The organism is Rhodococcus sp. NPDC056506, assembly GCF_042794945.1.
Taxonomy (GTDB): domain Bacteria; phylum Actinomycetota; class Actinomycetes; order Mycobacteriales; family Mycobacteriaceae; genus Rhodococcus_F.
Map to the genome: position 1 here is coordinate 1 of NZ_JBHTSW010000003.1, position 25,687 is coordinate 25,687.

Sequence of the window (25,687 nt, forward strand, 5' to 3'; positions counted from 1 at the left end):
CACAGGGGGTGCTCCCACTCACCGGGAAGCGTTTCTGCACTTCGGCGGGCTCCCTGCCACCGTTTCATCAACAGATTTTCATTCTGCCTAGGCGCTCGCCGGGTACCGAAACCAGAAAGCCGGAAGATCATGGGTCAGGTTCTAGACAACATTTCACAGTTCGCCGACGAGATCCGCGCCGACGGAGTCGAGGGCGACAAGCTGATGCGCTTGACGGACGGCAGCGCGAAGCGACTGCGCGACTCCGGTGTCATCCGGATGTTCCAGCCGAAGGAGTTCGGCGGCCTCGAGGCACATCCGCGTGAATTCGCCGAGACCGCAATGGCTATCGGCGCGATGGACGGTGCCACCGGCTGGGTCAGCGGCATCGTCGGCGTCCACCCGTGGGAGCTCGCGTTCTTCGACCGCAAGGCTCAGGAAGAGGTCTGGGGAACCGATCCCGATACGTGGATGGCGTCACCGTACGCGCCGATGGGTGTCGCGAGGCCGGTCGAGGGTGGGTACATCCTCAACGGCCGCTGGTCGTTCTCCTCGGGTACCGATCACTGTGACTGGATCATGATCGGTGCGATGGTCGGTGACGAGACCGGTAAGCCGCTGATGCCGCCGAAGCACCTGCACGTGCTGTTGCCGCGCTCCGATTACGACATCGACCAGGACAGCTGGAACGTCGTGGGCCTGCGCGGAACCGGTTCGAAGGATCTGATCGTCAAGGACGCGTTCCTGCCCACCTACCGCACGATCGACGCCGGAAAGGTGTACGACGGAACGGCATGGAAGGAAGCGGGCCGTACGGAGACGTTGTACAAGTTCCCGTTCTCGTGCATCTTCCCGCTCGGTATCACCTCGTCGTTGATCGGTATCGCGGAGGGTGCGTTGGCGTGCAACATGGCTGCGCAGCGTGAGCGGGTGACGGTCAGTGGTGTTCCGATCAAGGAAGATCCGTATGTGCTCTTCGCGATCGGTGAGGCGGCTGCCGAGATCGCTGCTTCTCGGGCTGCGATCTTGGAGACGGTGGATCGTTTCTGGGACATGACGGAGAAGGGGCAGGAGGTCTCGTTCGAGCTTCGTGCGATCGGTCGGCGTACGCAGACTGCTGCGGCGTGGCGGGCGGTGCGGGCGGTGGATGAGATCTTTGCTCGTTCCGGTGGTGGCGCTTTGCAGTTGAGCACGCCGATGCAGCGGTTCTGGCGTGATGCTCATGCCGGTCTGGCGCATGCGATTCACGTGCCCGGTTCCATTTTCCATGCGTCGACGCTCTCGCAGCTCGGTGGCGAGCCGCAGGGCATCCACCGCTCGATGATCTAGTCCCACAAACATTCTCGAAGCAAGGACGGTTAGGAATGACTGAAATTCGGGGTCTGGGATATCTCAGGATCCAAACGCAGGACGTGGCTCGCTGGCGCGAGCTCGTGGTCGACGGACTCGGCCTCGCGGTCGGTAGTGGCCCGGAAGCCGACGGCCTCTACTTGCGCCTGGACGAGCGTCGTGCGCGACTGATCGTCCTGCCCGGCGAGACGGACAAGGCTCTCGCAGTGGGCTGGGAAGTGCGAGATCAGTTCGCGCTCCAGCGTGTTCGTGAAGCGGTCGAGAAAGCCGGAGTCGAGGTCGAGGTACTCTCCGAGGTCGACGCCAGCTACCGCGATGCCGAGCAGGTCATCGCCTTCGACGATCCCAACGGCAATCGCGTCGAGGTGTTCTTCGGGCCGGTGCTCGACCACAGCCCGTTGGTCACCCCGCACGGCGGCCGTTTTGTCACCGGCGATCAGGGCCTCGGCCATGTGGTGCTTCCGGTTACGCGCTTCGACGAGGCATACACCTTCTACACCGAGGTGCTCGGATTCCTCCCGCGCGGTTCCATCCGTCTCGGCGGAATCGACGCGCCGCCGCCGGCCCGTCGAGTCCGTTTCATGGGTGTCAATCAGCGTCACCACAGCCTCGCGCTGTGCCCGGCGCCGCCCGTGGACGAGCCCGGTCTCGTGCACTTGATGATGGAAGCCGAGACTCTCGACGCTGTGGGTCAGGCTCTCGATCGTGTTGCCAAGCTCGGCTTCTCGATCTCCTCGACGTTGGGTCGCCATACGAACGACAAGATGGTGTCGTTCTACGTGCGTGCACCGGGTGGCTGGGATCTGGAGTTCGGGTGCGAGGGCATGCTCGTCGACGAAACCTTCTACACCGCTGAGGAAATCACAGCGGACAGCTACTGGGGCCACGACTGGTCCGACAGTGAACCGCTGGCTGCGTTCACTCCCAAGAGCTAGCTCTTCGCAACGAAAAAGCTCGGCCCCAATGCATGTCGGGGCCGAGCTTTTTCGTGTGTTCGATCAGGAAGCTGCTGCTGCCAAACCGGTTTCGAGGTCGGCGAGAATGTCGTCGATCCCTTCGATGCCAACCGCGAGGCGGACGAGCCCCGGGGTGACGCCCGAAGCGAGCTGCTCTTCGGGGGTGAGCTGCGAGTGCGTCGTCGACGCGGGGTGGATGACGAGTGAGCGAACGTCACCGATGTTGGCGACGTGGCTGTGCAGTGTCAGGGCGTTGACGAACTTCTTGCCCGCATCGACACCACCGGCAAGCTCGAATGCGACGATTGCGCCGGTGCCCTTGGGTGCCAGCTGCTTTCCGCGTTCGTGCCAGGGCGAGGATTCCAGTCCGGCGTACGCGACCGACGTGACTTCGGCGCGGCCCTCGAGGAATTTCGCGACCTTCTGGGCGTTGGACACGTGGCGCTCGATGCGCAGGCTCAAGGTTTCGATGCCCTGCGAGATGAGGAAGGCGTTGAACGGTGCGATGGCCGAGCCGAGGTCGCGCAGAAGCTGAACGCGTGCCTTGAGGGCGTAGGCGGGTGCACCGAGATCGGCGAAGGTGACGCCGTGGTAGCTGGGATCCGGGGTGGTGAAGTTGGTGTGGCGCCCCTGGGTCCAGTCGAAGGTGCCACCGTCGACGATGACGCCGGCGATCGCGGTGCCGTGTCCGCCAAGGTATTTGGTGGCGGAGTGGACGACGATGTCAGCGCCGTGCTTGAGCGGTTGAATGAGGTAGGGCGTTGCGACGGTGTTGTCCACGATCAGCGGGATGCCGTTCTCGTGGGCGACCGCACTGATACCGGGAATGTCGAACACGTCGTTCTTGGGGTTGGAGATGGTTTCACCGTAGAACGCCTTGGTGTTCGGACGGATGGCCGCACGCCAGTGCTCGAGATTGTCCGGGTCTTCGACGAAGTCGACGGTGATACCCAGCTTGGGCAGCGTGTAGTGGAAGAGGTTGTACGTGCCGCCGTACAGACGGGGGCTGGAGACGATGTGGTCGCCGGCCTCGGCAATGTTGAGGATCGCGAAGGTCTCGGCGGCCTGACCGGACGCAACCAGCAGAGCTGCGACTCCACCTTCGAGGGCGGCGATGCGCTGCTCGACGGCATCCTGCGTCGGGTTCATGATGCGGGTGTAGATGTTGCCCGGCTCGGCGAGGCCGAAGAGCGCGGCAGCGTGGTCGGTGTTGTCGAAGACGTAGCTGGTGGTCTGGTAGATCGGCAGTGCCCGAGCGTTGGTGGCGCTGTCCGGGCCCTGCCCGGCGTGGACCTGCTTGGTTTCGAACGACCAATCGGCAGTCGGATCGGCTTCGACGGGGGTGTTCTCGCTCATGAATTCATACTCCGTGGTGAAGGGTGGGTTGATGCGGGTCAGGCGGTTTCGACGACTGTATGCACTGGGACGGGATTGCGGGTGAGATCGAGTACGGGGCAGTGGGCATCGACGGTCTCCTGCAGCTCCAGGTAGCGCTCGCGAGTTTCCGGACCGGTCAGGGTGACGACCACGCGGACCTCGGAGAATCCCGGACGGACCGCGTCGTCGAAGCCGAAGAATCCACGGACGTCGAGATCGCCTTCGGCTCTGGCCGAGATGTCGTCGAGCGCGATACCGAGTTTGTCGGCCCAGACGCGGTAGGTGACCACCTGGCAGGACAGAAGAGAAGCGAGGTAGTACTCGACTGGATTGGCTGCGGTGTTCTCGCCGCCGAGAGCCGGTGGCTCGTCGACCTCGACGCTGTACTTACCGAGAGAAATGGTGCTGGCAACGGCGTCGTGCGCCTGGGCGGAAGCCTTGAAGACGACGTGCGCTTTGCTCGCGTCCTTGTCGATGGCGTCGGCGTTGGCTGCTACGACGGAACTCAGGTGGGAGATGGAAGCGGTGGTCATGACAGAAATGTCCCCTGATCTGGGCGTACATACGAGTATCGACGCGAGCGGCGCTCACGTCGTAGGTCCGATCAGAAGATCGGACACCCGGAGGTACAGACATGCGCAAAATCGACGTGGCGTCGCCGCGTCAGCAGCGTGCCCGTCTCGTATGCGCCAGTTCCCGTCACAGGAGAGACTGTAACCGGTTCACACCCTTTCCGACCAGATGTATAGGAAATCTGTCTCGGATCGTGGTCCGTCATGTAGGCGACAGTCCGCTCCACCGGGGTGTCCGACGACCCGCAAAAGCGTCGAGTCCTTCGGCGATGTCCGGGGAACGCAGCACTGCTTCCTTGGCATCGTCGGTGACGTTCCATCCGACGGCATCGGCTTCGGCGTAGAGAGCGTCGATCGCCTTCAAGCTCAAGCTCACCGAGGTGGGGGAGGACTCGCAGATCTCGGCCGCCATCACCAACGCCTCGTCGAGTGCCTTGCCTGGCGCAGTGACCACGTTGACGACGCCCAGGTCCCTGGCCCGTTCGGGATCGAGTGTGCGGCCGGTGATCAGGAGTTCGCGGGCGATGTTGATCGGAAGTGCCCGAGGTGCCCGAAAGAGTGCACCGGACGTCGCAACCAAACCACGCTTGGTTTCGGGAAGGCCGAATTGTGCTGTGGCAGAGGCGACGATGAGATCACAGGCCAAAGCGATTTCGAAACCTCCACCCAGTGCGTATCCCTCGACTGCAGCGATCAGGGGCTTGTTCCGCTGACGCCGAATGACGCCGTACTCACCGCCGCGAGGCATGCGAAGGTCGGCCCGCTCTCGGATATCGGTTCCGGCGCAAAAGATGTTGGGGGTTCCGGTGATGATGCCGACCCACAGATCAGGGTCGTCGTCGAGAAGATTCAGCGCGGCTTCGATTCCCTCGGCAGTCTCACGGTTGATCGCGTTACGGCGTTCTTCGCGTTCGATCCTGACGATGAGAACGCGGTCATGGCGTTCGGTGGAAACAGTCGACATAATTGGACTGTAGTCCACCTATCGGAGGCGGAGGTGCGTCACCTGACGGGACGGACATTGGACACATTCCGGACTGTGGCGAAGACTGTGTTCTGAGGCGGAGAAGGGCAGGTCGACGTGATTTCCAAACGAGAACAGAACAAGCGCGACACCAACGACAGGTTGCTCTCGGCTGCACGAATTCTGTTCTCGGCGCAGGGTTTCGCCAGCACGACCGTCGACGACATCGCCGAGCGAGCCGAGGTGTCACGAGCCACCTTCTTCAATTACTTCCAGGGCAAGGACTCGGTTCTCGAGGCGCTGCACAGTGATCATCTCGATCAGCTTGCGACACTGGTGGATCAGCTCATGGAATCGCCGATGTCGACTTCTGATCGGATCTCCCGGATTTTTCAGGACTTTGCGCAGCAAGCGATCATGCATCCGCGCTATCTGCGCATGGTGACTGCGGAACTCGAGCGCGACTTCGCCTCCTCCGGAGCGGGGGCGGCCCACGATCATCGGTTCCACGTGGAACTTCTACGGATCGTCACCGCCGGGATCGAAGCCGGCGAAGTGCGATCGGACTATCCGCCGCTGTTTCTCGCGCAGATGATCGGCGGTACTTACGGCGCGTTGGTTCGCTTCTGGCGGCAAGACGCCGACTACGACGTGGTCGGCGAATTCGATCGCGGAGCGAAGTACGTGGCCGAGGGCATTGCCGCTCGCTGAACTGACTCAGGGAGTGGGCACTACCAGGGGCAGCATCTGCTGGACGCTCTCCGAAAGATAGTTCGCAGCAGTCTGATCGCCGGACAGATGACGCAGCAGACTCTGCTGGAACAGGCCGTCGAAAATCGCGTACATCGCCGGCGAGGTGACCGAGGGTTCCACGTCGAGAAGCTCGGCATAACGAGAAACGATGCGCCAGATCATGTTTTCGAGACTCTCGTCGATCGCGGCGACGTCGGCTCGGAAGGACTCCTCGAACATCGACTGCGCGCGCAGGTCGTACCAGAGACGGTGCATCGTCGGTTCGTCGATCATGGTCTCGGCCAGCAGTGCCCCGAAACCGGTTTTCAGTTCCTCCGGCGTCTGAGCGGTGGCGACGATGCCGTCGTAGCGGGTGACGCAGCGCGCCTTGTAGTGGCGGACGCAGTGGGTGATCAGGTCGACCTTGTCGCTGAAATAGTAGTGCAGGACGCCGTGTGAGAACTCCGAATTCTGGGCGATTTCGCGCAGACTGGTGCGCGCGTAGCCCAATTCGGCCAGGGTTTGCAGTGCGGCCTCGGCGAGTTGATCACGTCGCTCGGAGAATTTGTCGACCTGGCGACGCGACACCTTGTCTGCGTTGGACCGTTTGTCTGTGTTGGACCGCTTATCCGACAAGGTGGGCACAGCATTTTTCACTGCCCCACTTGGCTTCTCGACTGTCGTGGTCACGATGGCACGTCCTGTTCCCTGCGGTTTCCACAGCGGCACGATCGCCGCGTCCGAATCAGTGTAACCCCTGGTCTTTGACGAGCGTGTAACAAAATCTTGACAGTCGTCAAGATTTCTCTTGACACTCGTCCAAAGTTGAATACTCTGTGACTCACACCACTTGGCAGCGTCGCTGTGAACGGTGGCATCGCGAGAGTCGTTTCAGTCATGGAGGCAGTCGAAAATGAGCGTGTTTGATCTCGAGGGACGAAAAGCACTGGTCACAGGTGGTGCCAAGGGGCTCGGAGCCGGAATGGCTGAGGCGTTGGCGAAGGCGGGAGCGTCGGTGATGATCGGCGACGTTCTCGAAGACGAGGGTCGCGCCACCGCGGAAGCCGTCGGTTCGGGTGGAGTCAAGACCGGCTTCCTGAAGCTGGACGTCACCGACGACGCCAACTGGGAAGAAGCAGTTGCTGCAACCGCGGAGACTCTGGGCGGCTTCGACATCCTCGTCAACAACGCCGGCATCGAGATTTCCTCGCTGGTGGTGGACCTTGATCCGGGCGACATCCGCCGCATGTGTGAGGTGAACATCCTCGGAACGGCGCTCGGAACCAAACACGGGCTGCGCAGCATGCGTCCGGGTGGCGTCGCCGGAACCGGCGGATCCATCATCAACATTTCGTCGGTGGCAGCAACCATTCCATTTCCCGGCATCAGTGGTTACTCCGCGACCAAGTCCGCGGTCGACCGCTTCACCAGGGTTGCTGCAGCCGAGTCGGGCAAGCTCGGCTACGGAGTCCGCGTCAACTGCATCTACCCGGGTCTTGTTGCCACGGAGATGGGTCTCGGACTCGCAGCGGACATGGAGAAGCTCGGCCTCTGGCCCAGTGCCGAAGCAGCCGTCGGCGACGTCATCGGTCTCACCCCGCTCGGCCGTCTCGGCGAAGTGAACGACATGGCGGACGCCGTGGTGTTCTTGTCCTCCGACGCCGCACGATTCATCACCGGTATCGGCCTTCCCGTCGACGGTGGCATGGGCATGTAACTCGCCCCCCCCAATTCGCACGTACGCCCTTCTCTCGTCCCCCTTCTCACGTCTCCGAAAGGTTCCACGAACATGTCCGAAAAGAAGCCAGTCATCGTCTACGGCGTCTCCGGGTATACCGGCCGTCTGGTGTGTGAATACCTGCGCGAGTTCAACATCCCGTTCATCGCGGCCGGCCGCGACGCCGCTCGCATTCAAGAGGTTCTCGACAAGATCCCCGGTTTGGACACCGTCGATCACGAGGTCGTAGAGGTCGAGCACACGGTCGAGGCGCTCACCGAACTGTTCACCGGTGCTCAGGTTGTCAGCAACATGGTCGGGCCGTTCATCAAGCTCGGCGGCACCGTCGTCGAGGCCGCCTTGAATGCCGGTTGCCACTATATGGACACCACCGGTGAGCAGGACTGGGTACTCGACGTCCAGGAGAAGTTCAGCGACAAGTACCAGGAGAAGGGCCTGCTCCTCTCGCCCGGCATCGCTCAGATGTACACCACCGGTGAGATCGCGGCCAACATCGCATTGGAAACGCCGGGCCTCGACACACTCGACATTCTGGTGCTGTGGAAGGGATTTCCCACCTACGCGTCCACTCAGACGATCTTTACCATCCTCAAGGCGAACTGGTACTACCTCGAGCAGAACAAGTACGTGCAGTGGGCGCCCGGCCAGACCTTCGACGTCGTCGTTCCCGGCCAGCACGAAACTGCGCTGGCATTGCCGTGGGGCGGGACATGTCACCCGGTGTGGTTCAAGAACGATCCTCGGGTTTCCAACGTCAAAGCTGCCGGTGGTGTTTTCGACCGCACCGTGATGGAAGGCGTTGTCGCGACTCAGAAGATCGTGGAGGAGCAGATCAAGACCCTGCCCGCCGACGAGCAGGAAGCCGCCTTGGCCGAGATCGCAGGTTCGGTGCAGGCCGGCATGCCACCGCGTGAGAACCCACGTATCAACACCTCGATGGACTCCGTCTACGCGTCGGGCCCGCTCGGTCGCTCACACGTCGTGATCCACGGCAACTGCAACTACAAGCAGACCGGACTCCTGCACGCATACGCAGCGCATTCTCTAATTCAGCAGGCACCCAAGCGCACCGGACTCGCCTCGGCCTGCCAGGCATTCGGGCATCGCGAACTGCTCGGCGCGCTACGCAGTTTCGGGCTGGCACTGGAACCGGAAGTAACCATCAACACCTAGCCCACGTCCTCGTCATCACGTTCACGGCTCCCGGCGTACATCGCGCCGGGAGCCCCGCCCTGGAGGCTCCCCATGCGTTTGACCGACTATCTCGACAAGGGAGCCTCTCTTGGTTCCACCGCACCGTGTTTGACGATGGGAGAGCGCACTCTCTCCTACGGCGAGGTGCAACAGTTCAGCCGTCGCTTCGCAGCTTCGCTAGCGGCATCGGGCATCGCGCCGGGCGAGAAGGTCGCGATTCTGTCCGGCAATGATCCGATCTCGTTCTCGTGCGTATTCGGAATAAGCCGGGCCGGCGGCGTCTGGTGTCCGATCAATCCTCGCAACGAAGCTGTGGAAAACCGAGACCTGTTGGATCTGTTCGATTGTCGCGCTCTCTTCTTCCAGAAGTCGTACGCCCCGCTGGTCGACCAGATCAAGGACGCGCTTCCCCAGTTGGTGACGCTCGTCTGCATCGACGGCGAATGGGATTCGGCTCAGTCTCTCGAAAGCTGGCTCGGGGAAGAAGAACTCGACGCCGCGGCGCCCGACGACGTCACCATGCTGGTCGGCACCGGTGGTACGACGGGTCGGCCCAAGGGTGTGATGTTGACCGGGCACAACATCGAGACGATGACGGCCATCACCTTGATGAGCTATCCGTTCGAGGGGCGCCCGGTGTATCTGGCGCTCGCGCCGTTGACTCATGCCGCCGGTGTTCTGTGCTTCCCGATCATGGCCCTCGGCGGCGAAGTAGTGATCATGCCGAAGCCCGACCTCGGGTACTTCCTCGCGAACGTTCAGAAGCACAAGGTGACTCACACCTTCCTGCCGCCGACGCTCATCTACATGCTGCTCGAGCACGAGGACCTCGCGGCCACGGATCTCAGCTCGCTGCAATGCTTCTGGTACGGAGCGGCGCCGATCTCCCCGACCAGACTCGCGGAGGCGATCGACAAGATCGGCCCGGTCATGGCTCAGCTGTTCGGGCAGAGTGAAGCCCCCATGATGATTTCGACGATGTCACCGAAGGAGCACTTCGGCTCGGACGGCACTGTCGCAACGTCACGACTTTCGTCGGCGGGTCGACCGTCGCCGTTGGTGACAGTGGGGATCATGGACGACAAAGGCGCACTGCTCGGACGTGGCGAGCGTGGCGAGGTGGTGATTCGCAGTTCGTTGGTGATGGCGGGCTATTACAAGAACCCCGACGCAACCGCGGAAGCGTCAGCCCACGGCTGGCATCACACCGGCGACATCGGGTACCTGGACGAGGACAATTTCCTGTTCATCGTCGATCGCGCCAAGGACATGATCATCACGGGCGGTTTCAACGTCTACTCGGTCGAGGTCGAGCAGGCGCTCATGGCGTATCCGGGGATTCAGGACTGCGGAGTGATCGGGTTGCCGGACGACAAGTGGGGCGAACGCGTTGTGGCAGTGGTGCAACCGCACCTCGGCGCCGACATCGACGGCGCCGAGGTAATGGCTTTCGTGAAGGCTCGCATCGGGAGTGTGAAGACTCCGAAGCAAGTCGTCGTCTGGGACGATCTACCTCGCTCCAAGGTCGGCAAAGTTCTCAAGAACGAGATCAAGAGCGAGCTGACGGGCTGAGATCACGACTCGCAGACCACGTCTTCTGCCGGCAGTGAGCCGTCGAGCAGATACGAGTTGACGGCGGCGTTAGCGCAAGTGTTCCCGTAGCTGGGGAACACCGCATGGGTACGGCCTGGAACTGTCACCAGCCGTGAGCCTTTCATGGCTTCATGCATACCAAGTCCTTCCTCGTACGTCGTGCGGGTGTCTCCGGTTGCCTGGATCTGCAATGCCGGAACATTGCTGTCGATGTCGATCCGCTTCGGGGGCTCACTGCGCCAGAACGCGCAGGGCATGATCGTGTTGTGGGTGCCGGCAAAGATCGGCTGATCATCCCGGTGCTCTTCCAACTTGTTGCGATACCACTGGGGATCACTCGGCATCGATACGTCGCCGCAGACGATGGCGATTGTTCCGGCATAGTCGGGGCCGGTACCCAGTTCGGTCTGGAACCACGCCTGCATCAGACCCGTCAGCTGGGGGTGGATGTTCTCGACGGTCTTGCCGGACGCGAGATCGCGCAACTGGACCAATACCTGTGCGAATGCCTCACTTTCCTTCTCGGTGTCCCCGGTTCCGTTGACGTACATCAGGAATGGAAGGACGTGATCGTCGACGGCGTAGTCACCCATCCGAATCGGAGTGGTGGCTGCGTCCGAGATCAGCTTCTCGATGAGGGCGCGAACTTCGGCGGGCGTCGATCCGAGCGCATAGGTGGAGTTGCGTTCCGCTGCCCACTGCGAGAATCCGTCGATCGCCTTCTCGTTGGCCGGGCCCATGTCCTGGAACATCTCGTATCCGTACTTCTTCGGGTCCGGTGCACTGTCGAGAACCACACGATCGATCCTGTCCGGGAACATCTGAGCGTAGGTCGCACCAAGATAGGTGCCGTACGACCACCCGAAGTACGACGCCTTCTCCTGGTCGAGGGCGCCGCGAATCACGTCGAGATCGCGGGCGATATTCTGAGTATTGATGTGCGGCAGATAGTCCGGATACTTGTCCCAGCATTTGTCAGCGGCCTCACGTGCGAGCGCGACACTCTCGTTCCACCCTTCGTCCGTGGTACCCGGTGAACGCATCCATGACATCTGCTCGACGCCGCAGTCGATCGGCGTGCTCTTGCCGAGTCCCCGAGTGTCCATGCCGATGACGTCGTATGCCGCAGCGACTTCCGGTGTCATGCCCGCATTCAAGATCTCGGGCAAGCCCAGACCACGGCCACCCGGGCCGCCGGGGTTGGTGAGCAGGATTCCACGTCGCTGCGCTGGGTCGGTGGACGCGACCCGCGAGATCGCCACTTCGATTGTCTTCCCGTCAGGGGCAGAATAGTCCAAAGGCACTGTGACCATGGCGCAGTCGCTTGCCGTTGACGTTCCGGTGTCTGTGGCGCATGGTCCCCATTCGACATCCTGGTCGTAGAACGCGCTGAGATTTGGTTGTGGATCTGTCTGCGGGGCAGTAGGTTCCGAACATGCAGCCAAGGCGGGTACGGCGAGTGCGGCAGCGGCGACTGTGAAAGCCAGCCATTTTCGCGGTCGAGGCATGCGTGATCTGGGCATGATGGATCCAGTCATTGTCGTGTCCTTGTGTCGAGCCCGATTCGGGCAGCGTTGATCACCCCACTTCGAATGTGGGGGCTTATGAGGGGGTTCAGGGTCGAGATTGGCGGGCGGCGAACTCGGCCGCCACTGCCTTCGCGAATCTTTCCTGGGTGGCGGTTCGTCGATCCGCTTGGTGTTCGCGCAGTACCGCTACCAGACGAGTGGGTGAAGCACTCTCCGGTGCAGCCTGTTCAGGTAGCACGCTCTCGGTGAAGTCGCAGAACTGAATGGCAAGGGCCGCAATCGTGTCCGCGTCCGCCGGGGCGTCGGCGAGGGCGTCCATGCGAGTGATCAATTCGATTGCCTGCTCGCGGTTCGGCTCGGCCAACGCTCGGTGATGTGCGCTCAGGAGTGAATCGCAGACCTCGGGATCGCCCCCGGAGACCGTGAGCGCGAGGATCAGAAGTTCGCGCTCGTTGTCGATCCATGCTGTCGGCGCACCGGCCACGACGTACTGTGCGAGCACTTCGGAAAATGCATCGGGTAGTTCGGGATCGGCGTTGCGGCGTAGTGACTCGATGTGGGCACGTTGAACAGCGATCTGTTCGGCCTTGGTTGCCAATTCCTTGTCGAGGGCGTCCAGCGCGGACCGAGTGTCGTGAGCATCGCCGTCCAGGAGTTCGGCGATCTTGGCGACGGGGATCCCCAGATCGCGCAGACGACGGATCCGGCTCAGTCGTGCCAGGTCCACCGCCCGGTACATGCGGTAGCCGTTGGGTTGGCGTTGTGGTTCCTCGAGAAGCCCGTTCGAGTGGTAGTAGCGCACGGATCTGACTGTGGTGCCGGCCAAATTGGCCAGCTCGCCGATGGTCATCATCGTTCTGCCCTCCCGTGATCGAAGCGGATTCCGTCTGTGGAAACCATTCTCCAACCCTGACGCGGCGTCAGGGTCAAGGTTCGAATGAAGAACGTGACCGTTGACACGTTAAGGACTTGACCTTAACCTGGATTCTGTCCGTTACGACATCGTCGATTTCGAGGAAGTGCCCTGATGGCTACCCTTTTTCCTGCGGCAACGATCTTTCCGATTCCCACCGATCCGCTTGCGGCCTACGGTCCACTCGTTGCTCGCCGGAATCCCGAGTCGGTTACCCCGGCGCCGTACGAACACTTTGTGGTCAAGGCGGTCACTCCGACGATCGGAGCGGAAATCTCCGGTATTCGACTCCGTGGGGACCTGTCGGATTCCGTGATTGCGGAACTCCGCCGAGCCCTCCTCGAATGGAAAGTCCTCTTCTTTCGGGATCAGGACCTCGGCCGAGCGGATCATCGAGCTTTTGCCGAGCGTTGGGGCGATCTCGAGCAGCATCCGTTCTTCAAATACACGCAACCCGGGCAGACGGACGTCGATGTCACGACACTTGCCAAGGATGCAATGGTCGGCGGAGTCGAGAACAACTGGCACAACGACGTCACGTGGCACGAGTTTCCGTCGTTCGCAGCGGTGCTTCGTGCAGTCGAGGTGCCAGAGGTAGGTGGTGACACGTTGTGGGCGGATACCGCAGCCGCCTACGACCTACTTCCGGAAGACATCAAGAAGCGTATCGACCCGCTTGTTGCAGAACATGATTGGATCAATTCTTTCGGTAGGTCGATGCCGGCGGATGCGGTCGAGATGTTGCGTCCGAAGTTCCCCGCTGTGCAACATCCGGTGGTTCGGGTCATTCCCGAAAGCGGCAGGCGGGTGTTGTTCGTCAACATGACCTTCACGCAACGGATCCTCGGAGTGTCAGAAGAGGAGTCGAACCAACTCCTCACGATGTTGTATCGACACGTCAACCGTCCGGAGTTTCAGGTCCGTCTCAAGTGGGAGCCGAATACCGTTGCCTTCTGGGATAATCGGACGTGTCAGCACTATGCCGCCAGTGACTATTTCCCGGCGCGACGCGTGATGGACCGAATCTCGATAGTCGGAGATCGACCGATGGGTGTTGCGGACTGACGAGCCCCAACCTCTACTACGGGTAGTAGTAATGCAGCTCACATAGTTTTTCGACGCCTTGTCGATATGATTTCGACAAGGCGTCGATAAAAGTCGGCGTGACTCGGACCGACGACTTTGGAGCTTCCCGAATGTTCCTCGCCCTGCGTGAACTGTGGTTCGCGCGAAACCGTTTCCTCTTGATGGGTGCCGTGGTTGCCCTCATCTCGATCCTGATGGTGATCCTGTCCGGACTCTCGTCCGGCCTGGTCAATGACGGTGTCTCCGCATTGCAGCGGACGCCGATTCAGGCGTTTGCCTTCGCGCCGGACACCAAAGCCGACTCGGCGTTCTCGCGCTCGGTCGTCACCGAGGAGCAGGCGCAAGCGTGGCGCACGCAACCCGATGTCCAAGACGCCGAGCTCTTCGGCAACATGATCGTCAATGCAAAAACTCGCAGTGGCACGCCTGTCGATCTCACGCTCTTCGGCATCGAACCTGGCTCCTTCCTCGAGCCGGTCTCCGCCGACGGGAGGGGACTGCAAGCCGACACGGACATCATCGTCAGCTCTACCTTCCGCGATGACGGTGTTGCGATCGGTGACACCGTGATACTCGATCGACTCGGTACGGAGCTGACAGTTGTCGGATTCACCGAAGACAAGCGCACTTTCGGTCACGTCGACGTCGCCTACCTGCCACTGCGTACTTGGCAGGAGGTTCACGCCGGTGCCAATATCGGCGAAACCGCCAATGCCAGTGCCTATTCCGAAGCAAGTGTTGTTGCGATTCGGGGTATTGGTGGCGCGTTGCCGGACCTCGTGTCGGGCGATGCGGCGGCGGGAACGTCCGCAAAGACGCTCGAGGAATCTTTCGACTCCTCACCAGGCTTCTCCGCGGAAATGATGACAATGTCGATGATCAAGGCGTTTCTGTACGCGATCTCGGCGCTGGTGGTCGGTGCATTCTTCAGTATCTGGACGGTTCAGCGTGGTCGTGAACTCGCAGTGTTGCGCGCAATGGGAGCCTCCACCGGCTTCCTGCTTCGTGACGGCATGGCGCAGGCACTGGTAGTGCTGCTTGGTTCCATCGGCATCGGTGTGTTGCTGGGCTTGGGGCTCGGTTCGGGACTCGAAGGCGGGGGGATGCCGTTCGCCCTCGAGTCCGGCCCTGTCGTCAACGGCGCAGTGCTCTTGGCGGTACTCGGGCTGGTCGGCGCAGCCGTTGCCATCGTCCGCGTTACCCGTGTCAACCCGCTCACCGCTTTGGGAGAAAACCGATGACCACAGTCGAAAAGACCACAACCGGATTGGTATTGACCGCTGTCAGTCTTCGATTCGGTGACGGTGACTCCACCGTGCTCGCCCTCGACAACGTGAACCTCGAGGTCTCGGGCAGCGAACTTGTCGCGATCGTCGGACCGTCAGGCGCTGGAAAGTCGAGCTTGCTCGCTGTGGCCGGCGGACTCGGTCGGCCGTCGAGTGGAACGATTGTCATCGACGGCGTCGACGTGTCGGCGATGCCTGCCCGTGCCCTGGCCAAACTTCGACGAGACAAGGTCGGCTTCGTCTTTCAATCCGGCAATCTGATTCCAGCACTGACGGCGCGCGATCAGCTTCGGCTCATTCCCAAGCTCACGGGGAGGCCGGGTCGCGATCCCGAGGAATTGCTCGACTCGGTCGGTATGAGTCACCGTGCAGATCGTCGACCTGGTCAACTCTCCGGCGGTGAACGCCAGCGCGTCGGTATCGCTCGGGCTTTGATGAGCAATCCCTCGCTACTGCTCGTCGACGAGCCGACGGCTGCTCTCGACCGCAAGCGCAGCCATGAGGTGGTCGAACTGCTCTCGCGCGAAACCCACGAGGCCGGCGTCGCTACGATCATGGTGACCCACGATCACGACGTGCTCGGGCACTGCGACCGCATCCTCGAAATGGTTGACGGTCGGTTGCGTCAGAGCGAGTAAGCCCGCAAGGGGACTGGAGGAGATTCGGTGCCGAGGATCGATGCGCCCACTGTGGTCGAGCATCGTGCTGCTCAGCGCCGAGCCCTCCTCGACGCTGCACACACTCTTCTGTCCGAGGCTCCGGACCGGCCGCCGGGGCTCGGTGAGGTGGCGGCGAAGGCCGGGCTCGCCAGGTCGAGTGCCTACCACTACTTCCGGTCCCGGGAAGATCTCCTCAGCGCCGTCGTCGAAGACATGTTCCCGCGCTGGAACGACAAAATCGTCGAGGCGATGGCAGGCGCCGACGATCCGGTATGGGCCTACGTCGAAGCAAACCTCCAATTGGTTGCCGACGGGGAGCACGCGATCGTCGGAGCGTTGGCGACGCTGACCCCGCAAACGTTTCGAGATTCGCGGATCATGGAAATGCACGACAGTCTTGTGCTTCCTCTGGTCGAGGCCCTCCGTCTCCGTGGTGTCTCGGACCCGAAGCTCACTGCCAAGCTGATCAACTCGCTGGTGCATGCGGGTACTGAACTGATCGAATCCGGTTGCAGCATGGAGGAAGTCAGGTCCGCAGTGCGTGAGGTCCTCGCGTGACGGGCAGCCTCAGGCAGTAGTCAGATCCATGCGGAGGTACTCGGTGATGCGGAGCAGTCTCGGGGGTTGGGATACGTCTGAGGAAAGTGCCTGAAATGCTTCGTCTTTCGCGACGAGACGCGGGGCGCCAAGGCTCACCTCCGTCTCGTCGACCGACAGTCGAGCGCTTCCCGCTTTCAAGACGTTCTGCACCCAGTCCGAGCCTGATCCGTACACCAGGATGAAGACGTAGCCGCCGTCGACCGGATAGGCGTCGAGAGGCGTCCGATAGGTCGTGCCGGATGTACGTCCGACGTGCGTCAGCACCGGCCACTTCCCGCTCGAGATTGCGCGAGGATTGAACACTCGCTTGTTGACGTGTCCCCACCATCTCGGCATCGGCATTGTGATCTCCCTTCAGGATAGCCTTACGGGCGTAAGGCAGGCTTACAGCTGTAAGGATGACTTACGCCTGTAAGGTTGTCAACGTATTCGTTCCTCGGAGGGGGTCTGTGTGTCACGACAGCAGCGGCAGCCGCTGAACAGAGCTCGCGTGCTCGCGGGGGCGATCCGCGTTGCCGACGCGGGTGGCGTCGAGGCCGTCACGATGCGACGGGTGGCCCAGGAATTGGGCATCGAGGCGATGTCGCTCTATCACCACGTGCCGAACAAGGACGCGATTCTGGACGGCGTCGTCGACGCAGTGTTCGAGGCGATCGACCTACCCGACAGCGAGTGTGCGGATTGGCGAGATGCAATTCGTGGACGCGCGTCTTCCGCTCGCAGAGTCCTGTCGCAGCACCGTTGGGCTCTCGGTCTGCTGGATTCGCGGCGCAACCCTGGCCCGGCGACGCTGCGTCACCTCGACGCTGTGCTCGGAGTTCTCCGGAAGGCCGGGTTCACGGTGCCGATGGCCGCTCACGGGGTCTCGCTGATCGACAGTTACATCGGCGGATATGTTCTCCAGGAGGCGAATCTACCGATCAGCGGGCCCGGCGGCGTCGAAGAAGTTGCGAGTGACATCCTCGAGCGCCTTCCGGCTGAAGAGTTGCCCTTCCTTCACGAGATGATCGTCGATCACGGTCTGAGTCCGGCTTACGATCACACGAGTGAGTTCGCCTACGGTCTCGATCTCATCCTCGATGCGCTGGAGGCGCGTCGGGCATCGGCGACACCGGCCCTCGAATAGCGACGATTCGTGTCCAGTTGCTCACTCCTACTGAGGTGACGCAAGGTGTGTGCACGCGGATGAGCTGCAGTGTCCCTATTGACAGGTGGCTGTATATACAGGACTATACATTCATCAAAAGTGACCCAAGGCACATTGCGTAGATGATGTGATGCACGCCCGCGGTGGCCGAGTCCTTCGATCGATGGAGTTCTGATGACTGAACGTCTTCCTGCGGAAGACCAGACGGAAGACAACAGTGTCCTGCTCGACGGGAGGGGGCTCTCGGTTCACCGAGTGAACGAAGTTGCTCGAGAGCCGGCGTTGATTCGACCTGCCGATGCGGCGCTCGACCTGACTCGGCGGTCATGGGAGACCGCGGTTCGGGTTTCCTCCCGTCAGGCGGTGTACGGGCGCACTACCGGGGTAGGCGGGAATCGCGAAACATCCGTCTCCGACGGTGTGCAGCAGGATCTGAGGCTTCTGAGAAGTCACGCAACGGGATCGGGCCCCAGGCTCCCTGACCGGTTGGTGCGCGCCGCGATCGTCATCCGCACCAACCAGATCCTCAACGGCGGCTCCGGTATGCATCCCGACATCATCGACGGTCTGGTTGCTGCTGTTGCTTCACAGAACCTGCCGACAGTGCACGCACGCGGCGCGATCGGAACGGGTGACCTGAGTGCGTTCTCCGAAATTGCCTTGGGGCTGATCGGCGAGAGCCCGCTTCGTGACGGACGCACAGGGGTCAGTTGGACTCCACACCACGGTGATGCACTTCCCTTCATCTCCACCAACGCGATGACGGTGGCGATCGCCGGCGACACCAGCATCGAAGTTGCGGGGTGGCTTCAGCACTGCTTGGTTGTCAGCGTCCTTTCCGTGCTCGCGTCGCGAAGTTCTGTCGAACCGTTTGCTGCACAGGTGCAATCGGCAAGAATGCACTTCGGTCAAGCGGAAGTCGCAGAGAGGGTTCGCGATCTGCTGGCACCACACGACATCGCACCAGCGAGGGTTCAGGACTCGTTCGGGTTTCGCGCCCTACCTCAAATCTTGGGTGCCACCTGGCAAGCGGTGCATCGACTGCAGAACACGCTGAGTATCGAGATGAATTCGTCTTCGGAGAATCCGCTGGTGTCGGTCGAAGACGACATGGTGTTCCACAATGGGAATTTCCATGCGATGCCGATCGCGCTTGCAGTCGACGAGGCGAAGTTGGCGATCGCCAGTGCTGCCCTGCTCTCGCAATGTCGGCTCGCCAACCTCTCCGATCCTGCAGTCACCGGCCTTCGTGCGTTCCTCGCGGACGGTCCGGACGGCAGCAGCGGCACCATGCTTCTCGAATACACGACTTCTGCTGCCATCGCCGAGATCCGCTCGTCGGCAGCTCCGGGGTCGTTGGGCCACACGGTAATTTCGCGCGGTACCGAGGACCATGCAAGTTTCGCATCCCAAGCTGCAACTCAATTGGCGGACATCCTCGGCCAATCTCGATTGGTGCTGGCGTGCGAACTGATCTCCGCCGTTCGCGCACTTTCGCAACAGCAACGTGAGTTGGATCCGGCGACCGAGCTCGGCGCGTACCTTGCGCGTGCGCGCATGGTGCTGGATGCGAGGACCGAAGATCGTTCGCTCAGTGCCGATCTGAGTGCCGGTGTGAACTTTCTTTCTCAGCCGATCGGCCCGTAAGCAGGTGAACTGAATCACAAGTAGGTGTGTGCTCGAACAGAACTCGACCAATTTTCCTGGGTGCGTCCGGACTCAGGTCGACACGAAAGTAGTTCGTAGATGATCAAATTCGACAAAGTCACCAAGGCGTATCCAGACGGAACGATTGCCGTCGATGCTCTCGATCTGGAGTGCCCGACGGGAAAGATCACCGCGTTGGTGGGTCCTTCCGGCTGCGGCAAGACAACCTCACTTCGCATGATCAACAGGTTGATCGAACCTACGTCAGGCGCGATTTCGCTCGACGGTGAGTCCACGGCGGGAATGGATCCGGCACTTCTGCGTCGACGCATCGGGTACGTGATCCAGCACGCCGGTCTCTTTCCCCATCGCACCATCGTCGACAACATTGCGACGATGCCCCGCCTGCTCGGGGCGAGCAAGAAGGAATCACGAACTCGCGCTATGGAACTGCTCGAAACGGTTGGTCTGACAACTAACTTTGCCGACCGCTATCCGTGGCAGCTCTCCGGTGGACAACAACAGCGAGTCGGTGTCGCGCGAGCGTTGGCCGCGGATCCGTCATTCATGCTGATGGACGAACCGTTCAGCGCCGTGGATCCGGTCGTCCGTGGCCAACTGCAAGACGAGTTTCTCCGCCTGCAAAAGGAGATCGGAAAAACGATCATCATCGTCACCCACGACATCGACGAAGCACTGAAACTCGGGGATCAAGTAGTGGTTCTGCGTACCGGAGGCATTCTTGCGCAGGCGGCGACGCCCCTCGAGTTGCTCACTCAACCCGCCGACGAATTTGTTGCCGATTTCGTCGGGCGTGACCGTGGGTACCGATCGTTGGGATTCACGACTTTGGACGGCGAGCTGCCGACAGTTTCAGAACCCGTCGCACATTTGGGCGATTCCGCTGCGGCGGCCCGCGCACTCACAGGCGATACGTGGCTCTTGGTAGTGGACCCCGCGAACAAGCCGCTCGGGTGGGTGAAGCCGGACGCACTTATGGATCGTATTCGCCCGGACGACTTGAATCTCAGTGGAACACTTGCTGATTCCAAAGGCACGATGCGAGCTCTGTTGGATGCGGCGCTGTCAGCGCCGAGTAAGCGTGGCGTTGTCGTCGATGATGCCGGACACCTGGTGGGAACCGTCACCGCCCACGCTGCGGTGGAAGCCATCGAGGCCGCCGACCTGGCCGACGCGGGGAGAGCACTCCGATGAACTTCGAGTGGCTCGGACGCCAGTCCGATCGGATCATGGACCTGGTGGGTTGGCACATTCTTCTGTCGTTGATTCCCTTGGTGATCGGCTTGGTGGTCGCGTTGCCGATCGGCTGGGTCGCCTATCGCAGTCGCCGATTGCATCCCTACGTGGTGGGCACGGCCGGATTGCTCTACACGATCCCCTCGCTCGCGCTGTTCGTCCTCCTGCCTCCGATCCTCGGTACCAAGATTCTCGATCCGATGAACATCATCGTGGCGCTCACTGTGTACACCGTTGCCCTGCTCGTACGGGTAGTGGCCGATGCGCTCGATTCGGTTCCGCCGGAAACGGTTCTGGCGGCAACGGCGATGGGCTACCGGCCATACCAGACGCTGTTGAAAGTGCAGTTGCCGGTTGGAGTTCCGGTGATCTGCGCGGGTTTGCGCGTAGCAGTCGTCTCGAACGTAAGTCTTGTCTCACTCGGCGCACTTCTGGGGATCCCGCAGATTGGTTCGTTGTTCACTCAGGGATTTCAGTTGCGCTTCTACACTCCCATCATCGCGGGTATCGCTCTGTGCCTGGTGCTGGCGTTGATCCTTGATCTCCTCATCATGTTGGCGAATCGGTTGCTGACACCGTGGACCCCGAAAGTGACTACATCATGATCAACTACCTTCTCGACGGATCCCACTGGACCGGGCCGGACGGCATCCCCACCCTTCTCGTGCAACATCTGATGTATACATTCGCTGCGCTGGCGGTGGCGGCGGTCATCGCGATCCCGCTCGGTCTCTACATCGGACACACCGGACGGGGATCCGTTGTGGTTGCTGGACTGGCGAACTCGCTGCGAGCGCTGCCGACCATCGGTCTGCTGATCCTGCTGGTTCTCATCATCGCGCCCTCTTTTCCGAACAAACTCGCGTACCTGATTCCCAGTCTCATCGTCCTGGTACTTCTCGCGATCCCTCCAATCCTCACCAATACGTATGCCGGCGTCCGAGCGGTCGATCAGGCTGCGGTCGACGCCGCGCGGGGAATGGGATTTCGGTCGATGCGGATCTTGACCGAGGTCGAAATTCCGTGCGCCCTGCCACTCATGTTGTCCGGCATCAGAAGTGCTGTTCTTCAGATCGTCTCCACGGCGACTGTCGCCGCGTACATTTCGTTGGGTGGACTCGGCCGGTTGCTGATCGACGGAAAGGCCCAGAGCGACTACGGCCAGATGGCGGCTGGAGCCGTGCTGGTATCGCTGATCGCCCTGGTCTTCGATCTCGGAATCGGCGCACTGACCGCGCGGGTCGTTTCGCCCGGCATCACCAGGCGCGATCGGAAGAAGAAGACAGAGAAGACCGCCGCCCCATCACCGCGCACTGCTGTGCCTGCGCCCGCACCGATCTGAGGACATTCGAGATGAAAAAGGTATTGATCGCCGCGTTGGTCGGTGTGACAGCTGTTGCGTTGTCCAGTTGCGGAATCGGCAAGGACCCCTTGGCTACCGATGGTGGTGGTAGTGCCGAGGGCGCCATAGTGATCGGATCCGCCGACTTTCCCGAGAGTCAACTGATTGCGACCATTTACGCCGAAGCGCTTCGTGCCAACGGTATCGACGTTACCGAGAAGTTGAACATCGGTAGTCGAGAACTCTACGTACCGGCATTGCGCGACGGTTCCATCGATCTGATTCCCGAGTATTCCGGCGCCTTGTTGCAATATCTGGACAGTAAGACAACGGCGACGGCGTCAGATGAAGTGTCCGCTGAAATCGATGCGAAACTGCCCAAGGGCCTGGTGGCTCTCGAGCCATCACCCGCAGAGGACAAGGACGTACTTGCCGTCAAACAGGAGACAGCGGAAAAATATTCGCTGGAGACCATCGAGGATTTGGTGCAGCATGCCGACGAGTTGACTCTCGGCGGTCCGCCGGAATGGAAGACGCGTGAGAACGGCGTTGCGGGGCTGAAGACCAAATACGGCCTGACTTTCCGGGAGTTCCTGGCCCTCGATGCAGGTGGGCCCCTGACGCTCAACGCGCTTCTGAGCGGGCAGATACAGGTAGCCGATGTCTTCAGCACCGATCCTGCGATGCGCTCGGAGAACTTGGTCGCGCTCGAGGACACGAAGCACCTCTTTCTCGCCGAGAACATCACGCCGATCATCAACGAATTGAAGGCTCGCGATGACGTCCGCTCAGTGCTCGCGGGCGTTTCGGCGGCGCTGACCACCGAGGACCTCATCGAGATGAACCAGCGCGTCGCTGATCTCGACGACATGAGTGACATCGCTCAGGACTGGTTGCAGGAGAACTCCCTGGTGCCATGATCGAAGGCCCGGTGTTGTTCTCGTCGTCGGTCGAACCGACGATATCGATAGGACGCGGGCCGGGGTAACGTCGCGAAGTCAGGCGTGCCTCGGCCTCACGGGGACCCGTTCAGACCAAGGATTTCCACATGCCGAGAAGCCGACCGCGCACACCCGTTGGACGAGTTCGGAACGACGCAGCCACTGCAACCAGGGTTGTAGTGGCCGGCGTGTGTCTGGTGTTTTCGCTCATTTCGGTCCGCTCACGCTCGGTATTAAACAAGCAGAAGCTTTGTCGTCCTTGGGAAGTCAAGCCGGAACGGTTGCTCAATTCTCAGTTGCACCGTGGTCCCCTTCACAATTGCCGACGGCGTCCACATCCGAGGGGTGCGGAACGATCACGTACCCCCAGACAGGCGTCATCGCCTCCATCGACAATCTGGAAGGCGGTATCACTTGTGAGGGGTCAATGGATGTCGCCCAAAGGTACCTGAATGACACGTCGCTCAGCCATGGCGAAAACACCTGGTCAGCGGAGTTCGACGGTTGGCTGTGCAGTGTCTTGACTGCAACCGCCAGCGAGGTCGAAGGGCTCAGTTTGAAGTGCTCGGACAGAACTCGTGGAACCAGTTTTCAGGCGGTTCCGTAGATCTGCTGGAGGCCCGCCGAGTTCAGCGCTGAACCGGCACGTGCTTCGTGACTATCCGGTGGATCAGGCGAGCAGCCGTTCGGGCAGTGCGATTGTCGACGTCGAGGCTCGGGTTCAGTTCGGCGACATCGAGAACCGCGAGCTTGCCACTGGACGTGACTCGGTCACAGACGTATTGGATGGTTTCGAGGCTGACTCCGTAGGCCGCAGGTGCGCTGACGCCCGGCGCCACGGCAGCAGGGAGGACGTCGAGGTCGATGGTCAGGTAGACCAGATCGACGTCGTCGAGGAAGCCTGCGAGGAACTGATCCACGACGCCTCGACCGATCGCTCCGCATTCGTCGTCGAGCAGATAGCGAACGCCAAGGCGGTGAGCAGTGTCGAACAATGCAGTGGTGTTGCTCGGCTGGCTGATTCCGATCACGCTGTACTGATGCGACGTGCCTGCCGCTGCTTCGTCCTCGGCGATCTGACGAAAGGGTGTGCCGGAGCTGGGTATCGGGTCGCCCCGCAGGTCGAAGTGCGCGTCGAGATTGAGGATTCCGAGTTTGGCTCCGGCGGTACGCATCTCGGATCCTGCGACGCCGAGGTACGTGCCGTAGGCGATTTCGTGTCCTCCCCCGAGAACGACGGGGAAGTGTCCCGAATCGAGCGCAGCGCTGACGGCGTTCCCGAGCGAGGCTTGACCGGCCTCGAGCTCTTCACCAGACACGGCAACGGTTCCCGCGTCCTGAATCTGCAGCGGTTCGGCCAGCGCCATGGAGGCCAAACCCGCTCGCAAAGCGTCCGGGCCGTCTGCAGCACCGCGCCGTCCCTTGTTGCGCCGGACGCCTTCGTCGCTGGAGAAACCGATCAGGACGCAGTCGCCGGGCGTCTGGTCTACCGAATACGGTTGCACGGCATGGTGCCAACGCAAATGCTCGGCAGTGGTGCCGTCGGAGCGCCCTGTCCACGGCGTGGGTTCGATGTCGACTGCGATCTGATGTGCCACAACGGCCTCCCGGTGAGTGTATTTCAGTAGCTGGTTGCGAGTGCGCCGTTTTTCCAGACGTCGCGCACCAGCGGCACTCCCGGGCGGTAGGCGAGGTGGAGGTACGACGGTGCATCGAGCGCGATGGCGTCGGCACGTGTTCCGAGAGAAAGGGTTCCGACGTCGGAGCGCTGCAACGCCCGGGCGCCTCCTGCAGTGGCGGCCCAGACTGCTTCAGCGGGCGTCATGTGCATGTCTCGCACCGCAATTGCGATGCAGAACGGGAGGCTGGTGGTGTAGCAGGTGCCGGGGTTGCAGTCGGCGCCGAGAGCTACGGTGACTCCGGCGTCCAGCAGTGCGCGGGCGTCGGGGTACTTGTTGCGGGTGGAGAAGTCGGCACCTGGCAACAGTGTTGCGACGGTGGAACTCTGAGCCAGGGCGTCGATGTCCTCGGCGGTGACGTACGTGACGTGATCGACGGATGCGGCACCCATTTCGACGGCAAGCTGGACTCCTGGTCCTTCGCCGAGTTGGTTTCCGTGGACGCGGGGGATCAGTCCGGCGGCGACGCCTGCGCTCAGGACTGCGTGTGCCTGTTCGCGATTGAACGCACCGCGCTCGCAGAAGACGTCGATCCATTTCGCGTGTGGCGCACAGGCAGGGATCATCTCGTCGCACGCCATGGCAACGTAATCATCGGCGCGGCCGGCATATTCGGGTGGTGGAACGTGGGCCGCCAGCAGTGTGACCTCGTCGGTGAACTGCCCGGCGATCATCGCGCTGCGTAGTTCGCTCTCGGTGTTCTGCCCGTACCCGGTCTTGCATTCGACGGTTGTGCTGCCCGAGCGCAGGGATTCGTCGAGTAGGCGTCGAACATTGGCCTGTAATTGTTCGTCGGTGGCCGAGCGTGTCGCTTCGATGGTGTTGCGGATGCCGCCGGCAGCGTACTTTTCGCCCGCCATCCGAGCTGCGAATTCCTCGGCCCTCTCGCCACCGAACACCAAGTGCGAGTGGCTCTCCACGAAGCCGGGCAGGAGTGCCCGGCCGCCGATATCCTGACCGATATCGGCAGCCGGGGCGTCGGCGGAATCGCCGACCCAAGCAACAACGCCGCCGTCGAAGACGATTGCCGCGTCGTGTCGTACGCCGAGCATGCCCTCACCCAGAGTCGGGTCATTGGTGACGAGGGTTCCGATGTTGGTCAGAACTGTGGTTCGAGAACCATTCGTGGTCAATGTAATTCCTAAC

At 61.5% G+C, this 25,687-nt stretch carries 25 protein-coding genes; 16 read left to right on the forward strand and 9 right to left on the reverse strand.

All coding sequences use genetic code 11. The features are described from left to right. The first annotated feature begins 129 nt into the window (after window positions 1-129). Window positions 130-1,308, forward strand: coding sequence for an acyl-CoA dehydrogenase family protein (locus tag ACFQ6H_RS03810; RefSeq protein ID WP_378542469.1), 1,179 nt, complete (start codon window positions 130-132; stop codon window positions 1,306-1,308). 35 nt (window positions 1,309-1,343) lie between these two features. Then, window positions 1,344-2,264 carry a biphenyl-2,3-diol 1,2-dioxygenase gene (gene bphC, locus ACFQ6H_RS03815; RefSeq protein WP_095968411.1) on the forward strand — a complete coding sequence of 307 codons (921 nt, stop codon included), beginning with the start codon at window positions 1,344-1,346 and terminating at the stop codon, window positions 2,262-2,264. A gap of 63 nt (window positions 2,265-2,327) precedes the next feature. Here the strand turns inward: bphC and ACFQ6H_RS03820 are convergent, their stop codons facing one another. From ACFQ6H_RS03820 to ACFQ6H_RS03830, 3 genes are all read right to left on the reverse strand, one after another. After that, a complete protein-coding gene (locus tag ACFQ6H_RS03820) occupies window positions 2,328-3,641 on the reverse strand; it encodes a bifunctional o-acetylhomoserine/o-acetylserine sulfhydrylase (RefSeq protein ID WP_378644034.1) in 1,314 nt (437 codons plus the stop codon). Window positions 3,642-3,679: 38 nt separating this feature from the next. After that, window positions 3,680-4,195 (reverse strand): OsmC family protein, encoded by a 516-nt coding sequence (locus ACFQ6H_RS03825; RefSeq protein ID WP_007732784.1) that lies wholly within the window; start codon window positions 4,193-4,195, stop codon window positions 3,680-3,682. A gap of 241 nt (window positions 4,196-4,436) precedes the next feature. After that, window positions 4,437-5,198: an enoyl-CoA hydratase-related protein gene (locus ACFQ6H_RS03830; protein ID WP_378628950.1), complete on the reverse strand. Its 762-nt coding sequence runs from the start codon at window positions 5,196-5,198 to the stop codon at window positions 4,437-4,439. 117 nt (window positions 5,199-5,315) lie between these two features. Between ACFQ6H_RS03830 and ACFQ6H_RS03835 the strand changes: the two genes are divergently transcribed. After that, complete coding sequence (locus ACFQ6H_RS03835) at window positions 5,316-5,909, forward strand: TetR/AcrR family transcriptional regulator (protein ID WP_378531438.1); 594 nt, start codon at window positions 5,316-5,318, stop codon at window positions 5,907-5,909. A 6-nt stretch (window positions 5,910-5,915) separates the two neighbouring features. On the opposite strand, the gene ACFQ6H_RS03840 is transcribed toward ACFQ6H_RS03835, so the two are convergent. Beyond that, window positions 5,916-6,566 carry a TetR/AcrR family transcriptional regulator gene (locus tag ACFQ6H_RS03840; protein WP_378644503.1) on the reverse strand — a complete coding sequence of 217 codons (651 nt, stop codon included), beginning with the start codon at window positions 6,564-6,566 and terminating at the stop codon, window positions 5,916-5,918. Between the two features lie 277 nt (window positions 6,567-6,843). Between ACFQ6H_RS03840 and ACFQ6H_RS03845 the strand changes: the two genes are divergently transcribed. From ACFQ6H_RS03845 to ACFQ6H_RS03855, 3 genes are all read left to right on the forward strand, one after another. Further along, a complete protein-coding gene (locus ACFQ6H_RS03845) occupies window positions 6,844-7,647 on the forward strand; it encodes an SDR family NAD(P)-dependent oxidoreductase (RefSeq protein ID WP_378644036.1) in 804 nt (267 codons plus the stop codon). A gap of 72 nt (window positions 7,648-7,719) precedes the next feature. Next, window positions 7,720-8,841: a DUF5938 domain-containing protein gene (locus ACFQ6H_RS03850; RefSeq protein WP_378531440.1), complete on the forward strand. Its 1,122-nt coding sequence runs from the start codon at window positions 7,720-7,722 to the stop codon at window positions 8,839-8,841. A gap of 72 nt (window positions 8,842-8,913) precedes the next feature. Beyond that, window positions 8,914-10,434, forward strand: coding sequence for an AMP-binding protein (locus ACFQ6H_RS03855; protein ID WP_378644038.1), 1,521 nt, complete (start codon window positions 8,914-8,916; stop codon window positions 10,432-10,434). Window positions 10,435-10,436: 2 nt separating this feature from the next. Here the strand turns inward: ACFQ6H_RS03855 and ACFQ6H_RS03860 are convergent, their stop codons facing one another. Further along, entirely contained in the window at window positions 10,437-11,993 is a 1,557-nt protein-coding gene (locus ACFQ6H_RS03860) for an alpha/beta hydrolase (protein WP_378644040.1), read from the reverse strand. 76 nt (window positions 11,994-12,069) lie between these two features. Beyond that, window positions 12,070-12,837 carry a MerR family transcriptional regulator gene (locus ACFQ6H_RS03865; RefSeq protein ID WP_378446830.1) on the reverse strand — a complete coding sequence of 256 codons (768 nt, stop codon included), beginning with the start codon at window positions 12,835-12,837 and terminating at the stop codon, window positions 12,070-12,072. A gap of 174 nt (window positions 12,838-13,011) precedes the next feature. Between ACFQ6H_RS03865 and ACFQ6H_RS03870 the strand changes: the two genes are divergently transcribed. The 4 genes from ACFQ6H_RS03870 (at window position 13,012) to ACFQ6H_RS03885 (ending at window position 16,486) form a co-directional block, all read left to right on the forward strand. After that, on the forward strand, window positions 13,012-13,962 hold the full coding sequence (locus ACFQ6H_RS03870; RefSeq protein ID WP_378644042.1) for a TauD/TfdA dioxygenase family protein: 951 nt from the start codon (window positions 13,012-13,014) through the stop codon (window positions 13,960-13,962). 131 nt (window positions 13,963-14,093) lie between these two features. After that, on the forward strand, window positions 14,094-15,224 hold the full coding sequence (locus tag ACFQ6H_RS03875; RefSeq protein ID WP_378644044.1) for an ABC transporter permease: 1,131 nt from the start codon (window positions 14,094-14,096) through the stop codon (window positions 15,222-15,224). Further along, window positions 15,221-15,907, forward strand: a complete 687-nt coding sequence (locus ACFQ6H_RS03880; protein WP_378644047.1) for an ABC transporter ATP-binding protein — start codon at window positions 15,221-15,223, stop codon at window positions 15,905-15,907. The genes ACFQ6H_RS03875 and ACFQ6H_RS03880 overlap by 4 nt, the downstream gene beginning before the upstream one ends. Window positions 15,908-15,934: 27 nt before the next feature. After that, window positions 15,935-16,486 carry a TetR/AcrR family transcriptional regulator gene (locus ACFQ6H_RS03885; protein WP_378644050.1) on the forward strand — a complete coding sequence of 184 codons (552 nt, stop codon included), beginning with the start codon at window positions 15,935-15,937 and terminating at the stop codon, window positions 16,484-16,486. 9 nt (window positions 16,487-16,495) lie between these two features. Here the strand turns inward: ACFQ6H_RS03885 and ACFQ6H_RS03890 are convergent, their stop codons facing one another. Then, a complete protein-coding gene (locus ACFQ6H_RS03890) occupies window positions 16,496-16,870 on the reverse strand; it encodes a nitroreductase family deazaflavin-dependent oxidoreductase (protein WP_378644053.1) in 375 nt (124 codons plus the stop codon). Window positions 16,871-16,979: 109 nt separating this feature from the next. On the opposite strand from ACFQ6H_RS03890, the gene ACFQ6H_RS03895 reads away from it, so the two are divergent. The 6 genes from ACFQ6H_RS03895 (at window position 16,980) to ACFQ6H_RS03920 (ending at window position 22,841) form a co-directional block, all read left to right on the forward strand. Further along, a complete protein-coding gene (locus tag ACFQ6H_RS03895) occupies window positions 16,980-17,654 on the forward strand; it encodes a TetR/AcrR family transcriptional regulator (RefSeq protein ID WP_378644056.1) in 675 nt (224 codons plus the stop codon). 195 nt (window positions 17,655-17,849) lie between these two features. Beyond that, window positions 17,850-19,322 (forward strand): aromatic amino acid ammonia-lyase, encoded by a 1,473-nt coding sequence (locus tag ACFQ6H_RS03900; RefSeq protein WP_378644059.1) that lies wholly within the window; start codon window positions 17,850-17,852, stop codon window positions 19,320-19,322. Window positions 19,323-19,421: 99 nt separating this feature from the next. After that, window positions 19,422-20,537 (forward strand): ABC transporter ATP-binding protein, encoded by a 1,116-nt coding sequence (locus tag ACFQ6H_RS03905; protein WP_378531460.1) that lies wholly within the window; start codon window positions 19,422-19,424, stop codon window positions 20,535-20,537. Then, window positions 20,534-21,184: an ABC transporter permease gene (locus tag ACFQ6H_RS03910; protein ID WP_378446824.1), complete on the forward strand. Its 651-nt coding sequence runs from the start codon at window positions 20,534-20,536 to the stop codon at window positions 21,182-21,184. Before ACFQ6H_RS03905 ends, ACFQ6H_RS03910 begins: the two co-directional genes overlap by 4 nt. Beyond that, on the forward strand, window positions 21,181-21,921 hold the full coding sequence (locus ACFQ6H_RS03915) for an ABC transporter permease (RefSeq protein ID WP_378644062.1): 741 nt from the start codon (window positions 21,181-21,183) through the stop codon (window positions 21,919-21,921). The genes ACFQ6H_RS03910 and ACFQ6H_RS03915 overlap by 4 nt, the downstream gene beginning before the upstream one ends. 11 nt (window positions 21,922-21,932) lie before the next feature. Further along, entirely contained in the window at window positions 21,933-22,841 is a 909-nt protein-coding gene (locus ACFQ6H_RS03920) for an ABC transporter substrate-binding protein (protein WP_378644065.1), read from the forward strand. A 650-nt stretch (window positions 22,842-23,491) separates the two neighbouring features. Here ACFQ6H_RS03920 and hutG read toward each other — a convergent pair. Beyond that, window positions 23,492-24,460, reverse strand: coding sequence for a formimidoylglutamase (gene hutG, locus ACFQ6H_RS03925; RefSeq protein WP_378644068.1), 969 nt, complete (start codon window positions 24,458-24,460; stop codon window positions 23,492-23,494). Between the two features lie 23 nt (window positions 24,461-24,483). Then, window positions 24,484-25,674: an imidazolonepropionase gene (hutI, locus tag ACFQ6H_RS03930; protein WP_378644071.1), complete on the reverse strand. Its 1,191-nt coding sequence runs from the start codon at window positions 25,672-25,674 to the stop codon at window positions 24,484-24,486. Window positions 25,675-25,687: the final 13 nt, after the last annotated feature.

Excerpts from the sequence above, each read along its gene's own strand:
- ACFQ6H_RS03810 (WP_378542469.1), top strand. The coding sequence starts at position 130 with ATGGGTCAGGTTCTAGACAACATTTCACAGTTCGCCGACGAGATCCGC.
- bphC (WP_095968411.1), top strand. The coding sequence starts at position 1,344 with ATGACTGAAATTCGGGGTCTGGGATATCTCAGGATCCAAACGCAGGAC.
- ACFQ6H_RS03820 (WP_378644034.1), bottom strand. The coding sequence starts at position 3,641 with ATGAGCGAGAACACCCCCGTCGAAGCCGATCCGACTGCCGATTGGTCG.
- ACFQ6H_RS03825 (WP_007732784.1), bottom strand. The coding sequence starts at position 4,195 with ATGACCACCGCTTCCATCTCCCACCTGAGTTCCGTCGTAGCAGCCAAC.
- ACFQ6H_RS03830 (WP_378628950.1), bottom strand. The coding sequence starts at position 5,198 with ATGTCGACTGTTTCCACCGAACGCCATGACCGCGTTCTCATCGTCAGG.
- ACFQ6H_RS03845 (WP_378644036.1), top strand. The coding sequence starts at position 6,844 with ATGAGCGTGTTTGATCTCGAGGGACGAAAAGCACTGGTCACAGGTGGT.
- ACFQ6H_RS03850 (WP_378531440.1), top strand. The coding sequence starts at position 7,720 with ATGTCCGAAAAGAAGCCAGTCATCGTCTACGGCGTCTCCGGGTATACC.
- ACFQ6H_RS03855 (WP_378644038.1), top strand. The coding sequence starts at position 8,914 with ATGCGTTTGACCGACTATCTCGACAAGGGAGCCTCTCTTGGTTCCACC.
- ACFQ6H_RS03860 (WP_378644040.1), bottom strand. The coding sequence starts at position 11,993 with ATGACTGGATCCATCATGCCCAGATCACGCATGCCTCGACCGCGAAAA.
- ACFQ6H_RS03865 (WP_378446830.1), bottom strand. The coding sequence starts at position 12,837 with ATGATGACCATCGGCGAGCTGGCCAATTTGGCCGGCACCACAGTCAGA.
- ACFQ6H_RS03870 (WP_378644042.1), top strand. The coding sequence starts at position 13,012 with ATGGCTACCCTTTTTCCTGCGGCAACGATCTTTCCGATTCCCACCGAT.
- ACFQ6H_RS03875 (WP_378644044.1), top strand. The coding sequence starts at position 14,094 with ATGTTCCTCGCCCTGCGTGAACTGTGGTTCGCGCGAAACCGTTTCCTC.
- ACFQ6H_RS03880 (WP_378644047.1), top strand. The coding sequence starts at position 15,221 with ATGACCACAGTCGAAAAGACCACAACCGGATTGGTATTGACCGCTGTC.
- ACFQ6H_RS03890 (WP_378644053.1), bottom strand. The coding sequence starts at position 16,870 with ATGCCGATGCCGAGATGGTGGGGACACGTCAACAAGCGAGTGTTCAAT.
- ACFQ6H_RS03900 (WP_378644059.1), top strand. The coding sequence starts at position 17,850 with ATGACTGAACGTCTTCCTGCGGAAGACCAGACGGAAGACAACAGTGTC.
- ACFQ6H_RS03905 (WP_378531460.1), top strand. The coding sequence starts at position 19,422 with ATGATCAAATTCGACAAAGTCACCAAGGCGTATCCAGACGGAACGATT.
- ACFQ6H_RS03910 (WP_378446824.1), top strand. The coding sequence starts at position 20,534 with ATGAACTTCGAGTGGCTCGGACGCCAGTCCGATCGGATCATGGACCTG.
- ACFQ6H_RS03915 (WP_378644062.1), top strand. The coding sequence starts at position 21,181 with ATGATCAACTACCTTCTCGACGGATCCCACTGGACCGGGCCGGACGGC.
- ACFQ6H_RS03920 (WP_378644065.1), top strand. The coding sequence starts at position 21,933 with ATGAAAAAGGTATTGATCGCCGCGTTGGTCGGTGTGACAGCTGTTGCG.